Origin of the sequence: Pseudomonas sp. EL_65y_Pfl1_R83, assembly GCF_963970695.1 — a bacterium.
Classification (GTDB): Bacteria; Pseudomonadota; Gammaproteobacteria; order Pseudomonadales; family Pseudomonadaceae; genus Aquipseudomonas; species Aquipseudomonas tritici.
In genome coordinates this window covers 121302-133404 of record NZ_CAXAQI010000009.1, presented here as the reverse complement: position 1 = coordinate 133404, position 12103 = coordinate 121302, and the positions used below count along the sequence as shown (strand labels likewise).

The 12103-nt window shown below is 61.1% G+C and carries 9 protein-coding genes; all 9 read left to right on the top strand.

Translation table 11 applies throughout. From position 1 onward, the window contains the following. The first annotated feature begins 5 nt into the window (after positions 1–5). Positions 6–1262: an arginine deiminase gene (gene arcA, locus AACY08_RS15090; RefSeq protein WP_339470143.1), complete on the top strand. Its 1257-nt coding sequence runs from the start codon at positions 6–8 to the stop codon at positions 1260–1262. A gap of 11 nt (positions 1263–1273) precedes the next feature. After that, complete coding sequence (locus tag AACY08_RS15085; RefSeq protein WP_339470142.1) at positions 1274–2284, top strand: ornithine carbamoyltransferase; 1011 nt, start codon at positions 1274–1276, stop codon at positions 2282–2284. Positions 2285–2440: 156 nt separating this feature from the next. Continuing rightward, positions 2441–3370 (top strand): carbamate kinase, encoded by a 930-nt coding sequence (gene arcC / locus AACY08_RS15080; RefSeq protein ID WP_339417173.1) that lies wholly within the window; start codon positions 2441–2443, stop codon positions 3368–3370. An 18-nt stretch (positions 3371–3388) separates the two neighbouring features. Next, the gene (locus AACY08_RS15075) at positions 3389–3751 is read left to right on the top strand and encodes a DUF5064 family protein (protein WP_339470141.1); all 363 of its coding nucleotides are present in this window, start codon (positions 3389–3391) and stop codon (positions 3749–3751) included. A 111-nt stretch (positions 3752–3862) separates the two neighbouring features. After that, on the top strand, positions 3863–5371 hold the full coding sequence (locus tag AACY08_RS15070) for a sigma-54-dependent transcriptional regulator (protein WP_339470139.1): 1509 nt from the start codon (positions 3863–3865) through the stop codon (positions 5369–5371). Positions 5372–5778: 407 nt separating this feature from the next. Continuing rightward, positions 5779–6162, top strand: a complete 384-nt coding sequence (gene gcvH / locus AACY08_RS15065) for a glycine cleavage system protein GcvH (protein WP_032879722.1) — start codon at positions 5779–5781, stop codon at positions 6160–6162. 10 nt (positions 6163–6172) lie between these two features. Further along, positions 6173–9013 (top strand): aminomethyl-transferring glycine dehydrogenase, encoded by a 2841-nt coding sequence (gcvP, locus tag AACY08_RS15060; protein WP_339470136.1) that lies wholly within the window; start codon positions 6173–6175, stop codon positions 9011–9013. Positions 9014–9200: 187 nt separating this feature from the next. Then, on the top strand, positions 9201–10577 hold the full coding sequence (locus AACY08_RS15055) for an L-serine ammonia-lyase (protein WP_339470133.1): 1377 nt from the start codon (positions 9201–9203) through the stop codon (positions 10575–10577). Positions 10578–10616: 39 nt separating this feature from the next. Further along, entirely contained in the window at positions 10617–11741 is a 1125-nt protein-coding gene (gene gcvT, locus AACY08_RS15050; protein WP_339417182.1) for a glycine cleavage system aminomethyltransferase GcvT, read from the top strand. The last annotated feature ends 362 nt before the right edge of the window (positions 11742–12103 follow it).

Sequence of the window (12103 nt, the reverse complement as noted above, 5' to 3'; positions counted from 1 at the left end):
CTGTAATGACCACGGAAAAAGTAAAGTACGGCGTACATTCCGAAGCCGGCAAACTGCGCAAAGTCATGGTGTGCTCCCCTGGCTTGGCCCATCAACGACTGACGCCCAACAACTGCGATGAACTGCTGTTCGATGATGTGCTGTGGGTCGCACAGGCCAAGCGCGACCATTTCGACTTCGTGACCAAGATGCGCGAGCGGGACATTGATGTGCTGGAAATGCACAACCTGCTGACCGACATCGTTGCCAACCCTGAAGCGCTCGACTGGATCCTGGCGCGCAAGATCACCTCCAACACGGTTGGCCTGGGCCTGGTTGATGAAGTCAGCTCCTGGCTGCGCAGCCTGGAGCCGCGCAAGACCGCTGAGTTCCTGATCGGCGGCGTATCGGCGGATGACCTGCCGAGCAGCTTTGGTGGCAAGACCATCGAGATGTTCCGCGACTTCCTCGGCCACGCCAGTTTCATCCTGCCCCCGCTGCCCAACACCCAGTTCACCCGTGACACCACCTGCTGGATCTACGGCGGCGTGACGCTGAACCCGATGTACTGGCCGGCGCGACGCCAGGAAACCCTGTTGGCCAGCGCCATCTATAAATTCCACCCTGAGTTCACCCACGCGGACTTCCAGATCTGGTACGGCGACCCCGACCAGGAACACGGTGCCGCCACGCTGGAAGGCGGCGACGTGATGCCGATTGGTAACGGCGTGGTCTTGATCGGTATGGGCGAACGCTCGTCCCACCAAGCCATCGGCCAATTGGCGCGCAACTTGTTCAAAAACAAAGCCGTGGAACGCGTGATCGTTGCCGGCCTGCCGAAATCCCGCGCGGCGATGCACCTGGATACCGTGTTCAGCTTCTGCGATCGCGACCTGGTCACCATCTTCCCCGAAGTGGTCAACCAAATCGTCCCCTTCACCCTGCGCCCTGACGAAAGCAAGCCGCACGGTATCGATATCCAACGCGAGAAAACCAACTTCCTTGAGACCGTAGCCGCAGCGCTCAACCTCAAGGCCCTGCGTGTGGTTGAAACCGGTGGCAACAGCTTCGCCGCCGAACGCGAGCAGTGGGACGACGGCAACAACGTGGTCGCCGTGGAGCCTGGCGTGGTGATCGGTTACGACCGCAACACCTACACCAACACCTTGCTGCGCAAGGCCGGTGTGGAAGTCATCACCATCAGCGCCGGTGAACTCGGCCGCGGCCGTGGCGGCGGCCACTGCATGACCTGCCCGATCATCCGCGACCCAATCGACTATTAAGGAGATCCATCATGGCTTTCAACATGCGCAACCGCAGCCTGCTCTCGCTGATGCACCACACCACCCGCGAGCTTCACTACCTGCTGGACCTGTCCCGCGACCTCAAACGCGCCAAATACACCGGCACCGAGCGTGCACACCTGAAAGGCAAGAACATCGCGCTGATCTTCGAAAAAACCTCGACCCGCACCCGTTGCGCTTTCGAAGTCGCGGCCCATGACCAGGGTGCCCACGTCACCTATATCGATCCGGTTTCATCGCAGATCGGCCACAAAGAAAGCATGAAAGACACCGCCCGCGTGCTCGGGCGCATGTTCGATGCCATTGAGTACCGTGGCTTCGAGCAGGAAATCGTCGAAGAGCTGGCCAAATTCGCCGGCGTGCCGGTGTTCAACGGACTCACCGCCGAATTCCACCCGACGCAAATGATCGCCGACACCCTGACCATGCGCGAACACAGCGACAAGCCGCTGCATGACATCAGCTACGCCTACCTCGGCGATGCCCGTTACAACATGGGCAACTCGCTGCTGATGATCGGCGCCAAGCTGGGCATGGACGTGCGCATCGGTGCGCCGAAAGCCCTGTGGCCGCACGAAGATTTCATCAAGCAATGCCAGGCGTTCGCCGAAGAAAGCGGCGCACGCATCACCATCACCGAAGACCCGAAAGAAGCCGTGAAAGGCGTGGACTTCATCCACACCGATATCTGGGTGTCGATGGGTGAGCCGGTGGAAGCGTGGGACGAGCGCATCGAGCAACTGCTGCCGTACCAAGTCAACGCCAAGATGATGAAAGCCTCGGGCAACCCACGCGTGAAGTTCATGCACTGCCTGCCGGCGTTCCATAACAGCGAAACCAAGGTCGGCAAGGACATCGCCTCGCGCTATCCGAACCTGGCCAATGGCGTGGAAGTGACTGAAGAGGTGTTTGAATCGCCGGCCAACATCGCGTTTGAGCAGGCGGAGAACCGCATGCATACCATCAAGGCGATTCTGGTGTCGGCGTTGGCGGATATCTAACCCTTAAGTTGGCAATGAGGACAAATGTGGGAGCCGGGCTTGCCCGCGATGCAGGCACCTCGGTCTATCAAGCAGACCGCGGTGATGCTATCGCAGGCAAGCCAGCTCCCACATTGACCGCGTTCCTTCATCAGAACTTTCAGAAGGACACTCTGTATGCGCATCGTCGTAGCCCTGGGCGGCAACGCCCTGCTCCGCCGTGGTGAACCCATGACGGCGGACAACCAACGCGCCAATATCCGCATCGCCACCGAGCAGATCGCCAAGATCCATACCGGCAACGAGCTGGTGATCGCCCACGGCAATGGCCCGCAAGTCGGCCTGCTGTCATTGCAGGCGGCGGCCTACACCCAGGTTTCGCCCTACCCGCTGGACGTGCTCGGCGCCGAGACCGAAGGCATGATCGGCTACATCATCGAGCAGGAACTGGGCAATCTATTGGACTTCGAAGTGCCGTTCGCCACCTTGCTCACCCAGGTGGAAGTCGACGCCAAGGACCCAGCGTTCCAGAACCCGACCAAGCCCATCGGCCCGGTGTACTCCAAGGCCGAAGCGCAAAAGCTCGCCGCCGAAAAAGGCTGGGCAATTGCACCAGACGGCGATAAATACCGCCGTGTGGTCGCCAGCCCACGGCCGAAACGAATCTTTGAAATCCGCCCGATCAAGTGGCTACTGGAAAAAAGCGCCATCGTGATCTGCGCCGGAGGTGGCGGCATCCCGACAATGTACGGCGAAGACGGCAAGCTCCAAGGCATCGAAGCGGTGATCGACAAAGACCTCTGCTCATCCTTGCTGGCTGCGCAACTGGACGCCGATTTGCTGGTGATCGCCACCGATGTCAACGCCGCTTTCATCGACTACGGCAAGCCGACCCAAAAAGCCATCGGCCAGGCCCACCCTGACGAAATGGAAAAACTCGGCTTCGCCGCCGGTTCCATGGGGCCCAAGGTGCAAGCCGCCTGCGAGTTCGCCCGCCAGACTGGCAAAACCGCCGTCATCGGTTCACTCTCGGACATCGAAGCCATCGTCCAGGGCAGCGCCGGTACACGCATCAGCACGGCAAAACCTGGCATCACCTATCTGTGAAGTGGAGGAGAGACGCCTATGGCCACCTTTGAACCGGGTCACTTGCACGTTGAACGTCACGCGCTGAATGCCCAGGACTACAGCTACAACCTGTGCATCGACTATGAAGTCAGCCAGGACCCCAAGGAAGGCAAGGGAATGCTGTTCAAGCTGCATGGCTCGGTGCAGGGCAAGGACCTCAAGGAAGCGTTCTTCCTGCCCAAGGACCAGGCGTTCGACTTTGCGCGGCATGCGATGAATATTGCGCAGAAGTATGGAATGCCCAAGGCCGCGGTGTTAAACGGCTCGATGCACAAGCAGTACGACTTGATGTTCGAGGATGTGCGGCATCAGCTGGATGTGAAACCGGGTGATCCAGTCAAGCCCGAGCACCTGGAGTAACAACACCGCAAATCCCCTGTGGGAGCTGGCTGGCTTGCTCCCACATTTTGATCTCCATCATCTCCAAGGCATACTGGCCACCCTCCGCACTCCAGAATCAAGATCCGCCCCATGCGTATCCACGTCAGCTTCATCGACCGCGTCGGCATCACCCAGGAAGTCCTGGCCTTGCTCGGTGGGCGTAATCTCAACCTGGATGCGGTGGAAATGGTGCCGCCCAATGTCTACATCGATGCGCCGACCCTGAGCGCTGAGGTGCTGGAAGCGCTGCGCGACGCCCTCTTCCGCGTGCACGGCGTACAGGCGGTCACGGTGGTGGATATCCTCCCCGGTCAACGCCGCCACCTGCAACTCGATGCCCTGCTGGCCGCCATGACCGACCCGGTGCTGGCCCTGGATAGCGCCGGCAAGATTCTGTTGGCCAACCCGGCACTGATCGCCCTGTATGGCCGCGAACCGGCCGGGGAAAGCATCAGCGAGCTGTTCAACGACCCGACGCTGCTGGACACGTTGCTGGAACACGGCTTTCGCCTGCCGCTGCGTGAGATCAGCGTCAACGGCCAGACCTTGCTGCTGGACGCCACGCCGATCACCGACGCCGGTGCCCTGCTCACCCTCTACCAACCCAACCGTATCGGCGAACAACTGTCGGCGCTGCACCACGACCATGCCGAAGGGTTTGATGCGCTGCTCGGCGAATCCCCCGTCATCCGCACGCTCAAGGCGCGCGCGCAGCGGGTGGCGGCATTGGATGCACCGTTACTGATTCAAGGCGAAACCGGCACCGGCAAGGAGCTGGTGGCACGTGCCTGCCACGCCATCAGCGCGCGTCACAGCGCGCCCTTTCTGGCATTGAACTGCGCGGCGCTGCCGGAAAACCTCGCCGAAAGTGAGCTGTTCGGTTATGCACCGGGCGCCTTTACCGGCGCGCAACGCGGCGGCAAGCCGGGGCTGATGGAGTTGGCCAACCAGGGCACGGTGTTCCTGGATGAGATCGGTGAGATGTCGCCGTACCTGCAGGCCAAGCTGCTGCGTTTTCTCAATGACGGCAGCTTCCGTCGCGTCGGTGGTGACCGTGAAGTTAAGGTCAATGTGCGCATCCTCAGCGCCACCCACCGCGACCTAGAAAAGATGGTCAGCGAGGGCACCTTTCGCGAAGACTTGTTCTACCGTCTCAATGTGCTCAACGTCGAAGTACCGCCGCTGCGCGAACGCGGCCAGGACATCCTGCTGCTGGCGCGCTATTTCATGCAGCAGGCTTGTGCGCAGATCCAGCGTCCGGTCTGCCGCCTGGCGCCCGGCACTTACCCGGCGCTGTTGGGCAACCGCTGGCCGGGCAATGTGCGCCAGTTGCAAAACGTGGTCTTCCGCGCCGCCGCCATCTGTGAAAGCAGCCTGGTGGACATTGGCGACCTCGACATCGCCGGCACGTCAGTAGCGCGCCAGGGCGACGGTGAAGTCGACAGCCTGGAACAGGCCATGGAAGATTTCGAGCGCAGCCTGCTGGAAAAGCTCTACAGCAGCTACCCCTCGACGCGCCAACTGGCCAGCCGCTTGCAGACTTCCCACACGGCGATTGCCCATCGCCTGCGCAAGTACGGCATTCCCAACAAACCCTGACTGAACAAACGCAGTCTCAATGGGGGAGCTGGCTGGCCTGCGATAGCGGTGGGTCAGCCGGCCCATTTGGGTCTGATGGACCGCCATCGCAGGCCAGCCAGCCCCCACAGGACCGTATTGCAAAAGGTGGTCTGAGAACGACATCGGCTGTACTGAAAGCGCTACAGTGGAACGATATCGCTACAACCTTGTTTTTTGCGCGCCATGCAAGGCTTTGATCCGCATAGGCTTTTTTCTGCGCGTCGGAGTGTAGCGAAATCGCTACAGCTAAATGCCCTATCGTCATAACCATTTTTTATTAAACCCTTGATTTAAAAGGCTTTAACAAGCTTGGCCGCGATATTGCTAAGTAACTCCACATTATTCCAATCCCGTCCACCAGACGAATCTGGCCCCGAGGAGTTTCCATGAGCGAGTTGCGTTTCACTGAAGATCACGAATGGCTGCGCGCCGAAGCTGACGGCAGTGTCACCGTGGGTATCACCGCTTTTGCGCAGAACGCGCTGGGTGATGTGGTTTTCGTGCAACTGCCGGAGTTGCAGGCTTACGACAAGGGCGCCGAAGCGTCTACCGTCGAGTCCGTAAAAGCCGCCAGCGGCGTGTACATGCCTTTGGACGGTGAAGTGCTCGAAGTGAACGACAAACTCGATGGCAGCCCGGAACTGGTCAACGAAGACCCGATGGGCGAAGGTTGGTTCTTCCGCTTTAAACCGGCCGACGCCGAGGCGGTAGCTAAACTGCTGGATCAGGACGCGTACGACCGCCTGATCAAAGCCAACGCTGAAGCCTGAGGAGCGCGCCATGACGATCAACTTGAGCACTGCCAACGAATTTATCGCCCGCCACATCGGCCCGCGCCAGGAAGACGAGCAGCACATGCTCGCCAGCCTGGGTTTCGACTCCCTGGAAGCCCTGAGCGCCAGCGTGATCCCGGAAAGCATCAAGGGCACCAGCGTGCTCGGCCTGGAAGACGGCCTGAGCGAAGCCGAGGCCCTGGCCAGGATCAAGGCCATCGCCGGCAAGAACCAATTGTTCAAAACCTACATCGGCCAGGGCTACTACAACTGCCACACACCGTCGCCGATCCTGCGCAACCTGCTGGAAAATCCGGCCTGGTACACCGCCTACACGCCGTACCAGCCAGAGATTTCCCAAGGCCGCCTGGAAGCGCTGCTGAATTTCCAGACCCTGATCAGCGACCTCACCGGCCTGCCGATCGCCAACGCCTCACTGCTCGACGAAGCCACCGCTGCCGCCGAGGCCATGACCTTCTGCAAACGCCTGAGCAAGAACAAGAGCAGCAATGCCTTCTTCGCCTCGATCCACAGCCACCCGCAAACCCTCGACGTGCTGCGCACCCGTGCCGAGCCGTTGGGTATCGATGTGGTCGTAGGCGATGAGCGCGAACTGAACGACGTCACCCCGTTTTTCGGCGCCTTGCTGCAATATCCAGCCAGCAACGGTGACGTGTTCGACTACCGCGAGCTCACCGAGCGCTTCCACGCCGCCAACGCACTGGTCGCGGTAGCCGCTGACCTGCTGGCCCTGACCCTGCTGACCCCACCGGGTGAATTCGGCGCCGACGTGGCCATCGGCAGCGCGCAACGCTTCGGCGTGCCGCTGGGCTTCGGTGGCCCGCACGCGGCGTACTTCTCCACCAAGGATGCGTTCAAGCGCGACATGCCGGGCCGCTTGGTTGGTGTGTCCGTCGACCGTTTCGGCAAGCCGGCCCTGCGCCTGGCGATGCAGACCCGCGAGCAGCATATCCGCCGCGAAAAGGCCACCAGCAACATCTGCACCGCCCAAGTGCTGCTGGCCAACATCGCCAGCATGTACGCCGTGTACCACGGCCCCAAAGGCCTGACCCAGATCGCCCAGCGCGTGCACCAGTTGACCGCGATCCTGGCCAAGGGCTTGACCGCCCTGGGCCTGAAAGTCGAGCAAGCCAACTTCTTCGACACCATTACCCTCAACACCGGCGCCAACACCGCCGCCCTGCACGACAAGGCCCGTGCCCAGCGCATCAACCTGCGTGTGGTGGACGCTGAGCGTCTTGGCGTGTCGGTGGACGAAACCACCACCCAGGCGGATATCGAAACGCTGTGGAGCATCTTCGCCGACGGCAAGCCGCTGCCAGCCTTCACTGCCAACGCTGACAGCGCCCTACCGGCCGCACTGCTGCGCCAGTCGCCCGTCCTCAGCCACCCGGTGTTCAACCGTTATCACTCGGAAACCGAGCTGATGCGCTACCTGCGCAAGCTGGCCGACAAGGACCTGGCGCTGGACCGCACCATGATCCCGCTGGGCTCGTGCACCATGAAGCTAAACGCCGCCAGCGAAATGATCCCGGTGACCTGGGCCGAGTTCGGTGCCCTGCACCCCTTCGCCCCGGCCGAGCAAAGCACCGGTTACCTGGAGCTGACCTCCGACCTGGAAGCCATGCTCTGCGCGGCCACCGGTTACGATGCAATCTCCCTGCAACCGAACGCCGGCTCCCAAGGCGAGTACGCGGGCCTGTTGGCCATCCGTGCTTACCACCAGAGCCGTGGCGATGAACGCCGCGACATCTGCCTGATCCCATCGTCGGCCCACGGCACCAACCCTGCCACCGCCAACATGGCTGGCATGCGCGTTGTCGTCACAGCCTGCGATGCGCGTGGCAACGTCGATATCGAAGACCTGCGTGCCAAGGCCATCGAGCACAGCGACCACCTCGCCGCGCTGATGATTACCTACCCGTCCACCCATGGTGTGTTCGAAGAAGGTATCCGCGAAATCTGCGGCATCATTCACGACAACGGCGGCCAGGTGTACATCGACGGCGCCAACATGAACGCCATGGTCGGCCTGTGCGCCCCGGGCAAGTTCGGCGGCGACGTGTCCCACCTGAACCTGCACAAGACCTTCTGCATTCCCCACGGCGGTGGCGGCCCGGGCGTCGGCCCGATTGGCGTCAAGTCGCACCTCACGCCGTTCCTGCCAGGCCACGCAGCCATGGAACGCAAGGAAGGCGCGGTCTGCGCGGCGCCGTTCGGCAGCGCAAGCATTCTGCCGATCACCTGGATGTACATCAGCATGATGGGCGGCGCGGGCCTCAAGCGCGCTTCGCAACTGGCGATCCTGAATGCCAACTACATTTCCCGTCGTCTGGAGGAGCACTACCCCGTGCTCTACACGGGCAGCAACGGCCTGGTAGCGCATGAATGCATCCTCGACCTGCGCCCACTCAAAGACAGCAGTGGCATCAGCGTAGATGACGTGGCCAAGCGCCTGATCGACTTCGGCTTCCATGCGCCGACCATGTCGTTCCCGGTCGCGGGCACGTTGATGATCGAGCCGACCGAGAGCGAATCCAAGGAAGAACTGGACCGCTTCTGCGACGCCATGATCGCCATCCGCGAAGAAATCCGCGCCGTGGAAAATGGCACCCTGGACAAGGATGACAACCCGCTGAAGAACGCGCCGCACACCGCAGCCGAGCTGGTGGGCGAGTGGACACACCCGTATAGCCGTGAACAGGCTGTGTACCCGGTGGCTTCGTTGATCGAAGGCAAATACTGGCCGCCGGTTGGCCGGGTCGACAACGTGTTTGGCGATCGCAACCTGGTGTGTGCATGCCCGTCGATCGAGAGCTACGCATAACTGAGGCTGTGCTCGATTAGATGTGAAAGCTGGCTTGTGTGGGAGCTGGCTTGCCTGCAATAGCCTCACCTCGGTCTGCCAGATGGACCGAGGTGCCTGCATCGCGGGCAAGCCCGGCTCCCACACAAACCTCTTCCACAGTTGAATCGAGTACCTCCCACACATAATAAGAAACCGGAGAACAACCATGTCCCTTAGCGTGTTCGACCTGTTCAAGATTGGCATCGGCCCCTCCAGTTCCCACACCGTCGGCCCGATGCGCGCCGCAGCCCGGTTTGTTGAGGGCTTGCGCCGTGACAACCTGCTGAGCGCCACCACCACCGTCAAGGTGGAACTCTATGGATCGCTGGGCGCCACCGGCAAAGGCCACGGCAGCGACAAGGCCGTGCTGCTCGGACTGGAAGGCGAACACCCGGACAGCGTCAACACCGAAACCGTGGCGACGCGCCTGGCGCAGATGCGCAAGGACGGCTGCCTGAATTTGCTCGGCGAACACAGCATTGCGTTCAATGAGAAAGAACACTTGGCGATGATTCGCAAACCCCTCACCTACCACCCCAACGGCATGATCTTTCGTGCCTTTGACGCCACCAACATCCAGATCCGCAGCCGCGAGTACTACTCGGTCGGTGGCGGGTTTGTGGTAGATGAGGACGCCGCAGGCGCTGATCGGATTGTCGAAGACGCCACGCCGCTGACCTTCCCCTTCAAACACGCCAAAGACCTGCTCGGTCATTGCACTACCTATGGGTTGTCCATCAGCCAGGTGATGCTGACCAATGAAAGTGCCTGGCGCCCCGAAGCGGAGACCCGCGCAGGCCTGTTGAAAATCTGGCAAGTGATGCAGGACTGCGTCGACGCGGGCTGCCGCAATGAGGGGATTTTGCCGGGTGGCTTGAAGGTCAAGCGGCGCGCTGCTGCGCTGCATCGCCAGCTGTGCAAGCACCCGGAATCGGCGCTGCGCGACCCGTTGTCGGTGCTGGATTGGGTCAACCTTTACGCCCTGGCAGTCAACGAAGAAAACGCCAACGGCGGGCGCGTAGTCACGGCGCCGACCAACGGCGCGGCCGGGATCGTGCCAGCCGTACTGCATTACTACATGCGCTTTATCCCCGGCGCGAACGAAGACGGCGTGGTGCGTTTTCTGCTCACCGCTGCTGCCATCGGCATTCTGTACAAGGAAAACGCCTCGATTTCCGGCGCCGAAGTCGGTTGCCAGGGTGAAGTAGGCGTGGCCTGTTCGATGGCGGCGGGCGCGCTGTGCGAAGTATTGGGTGGCAGCGTCTCCCAAGTGGAAAACGCCGCCGAGATCGGCATGGAACACAACCTAGGCCTGACCTGCGACCCGATTGGCGGGCTGGTGCAAGTGCCCTGCATCGAGCGCAATGCCATGGGTTCGGTCAAGGCGATCAATGCAGTGCGTATGGCCTTGCGCGGCGACGGCCAACATTTCGTCTCGCTGGATAAAGTCATCCGCACCATGCGCCAGACCGGCGCCGACATGAAAAGCAAATACAAGGAAACCGCCCGTGGCGGTTTGGCGGTCAACATTATCGAGTGCTGACGCCTAACGGCGCGCCAGCACGTTTTTCAGGAGCTGAATATGTCCACCGAAACCCTGTTGAAAACCCCATTGCACGCCCTGCACATTGAGCTGGGCGCGCGCATGGTGCCCTTCGCCGGCTACGACATGCCGGTGCAATACCCTCTGGGTGTGATGAAGGAACACCTGCACACCCGTGATCAAGCCGGGCTGTTCGACGTGTCCCACATGGGCCAGATCCGCCTCACCGGCGCCAATGCGGCCAAAGCCCTGGAAACCCTGGTGCCGGTCGACATCATCGACTTGCCGGTGGGCATGCAGCGCTACGCGATGTTCACCAATGACCAGGGCGGCATTCTCGACGACCTGATGGTGGCCAACCTGGGTAACGACGAGCTGTTCCTGGTGGTCAACGCCGCCTGCAAGGATCAGGATCTGGCGCACCTGCGCCAGCATATCGGCGACCAGTGCAGCATCGAACCGCTGTTCGAAGAGCGTGCATTGCTGGCCCTGCAGGGGCCGGCGGCGGTCAAGGTACTGGCACGCCTGGCACCGGAAGTCACCAAGATGACCTTCATGCAGTTCACCACCCTGCGCCTGCTGGGTGTGGACTGCTACGTCAGTCGTTCGGGCTACACCGGTGAGGACGGCTTTGAAATCTCCGTGCCGGCCGCCAACGCCGAAAGCCTGGCCCGCAGCCTGCTCGCTGAGACCGAAGTACAGGCCATCGGCCTGGGCGCCCGCGATTCGCTGCGCCTGGAAGCCGGCCTGTGCCTGTATGGCCACGACATGAACACCGACACCACACCCATCGAAGCCAGCCTGTTGTGGGCGATCTCCAAGGCCCGCCGCGCCGACGGCGCGCGTGCCGGTGGCTTCCCGGGCGCCGACAAGGTCTTCACCCAGCAGCAAGCCGGCGTAAGCCGTAAACGTGTTGGCCTGTTGCCACAGGAGCGCACGCCAGTGCGTGAAGGCGCGGAAATCGTTGACGAACACGGCACAGTGATTGGCAGGGTGTGCAGCGGTGGTTTCGGTCCGACGCTGGGTGGCCCGCTGGCTATGGGTTACCTGGACAGTGCATTCATCGCGCTGGATACCGAAGTGTCTGCGCTGGTGCGTGGGAAAAAAGTGCCACTGCGTGTAAGTAAAATGCCATTTGTGCCGCAACGTTACTACCGCGGCTGATTGACTGTTTCTATAAGTAACGCGGTTGGGCCAGCGTGCACTAATCTGTAACGCAACCGCCACAAAACAGTGCATCACCGATAGTCTTTATTAAGTGTTTAAACCTATAACAAGTGACCAACTCTATCGAATAAGTCGACGCCTCATTATTCACCAACGCGTCATAAAGCCCAGCAAACACGGGGCATTTGCCAGGGCTTGTTTTTTATCTATTAGTTGGCGTAGAGTTTGCGCACTGTGTTTGCATGGGTCGCTTGGAACCTGGACCTGGGCAGTAGCTGAAGTAGTTGTGCTACAACCCGTTCGACGTCTCTTACTTTCCTGCAACCCAGCCCAGTGCTCTTTCATGTGAAAGAGGCTGT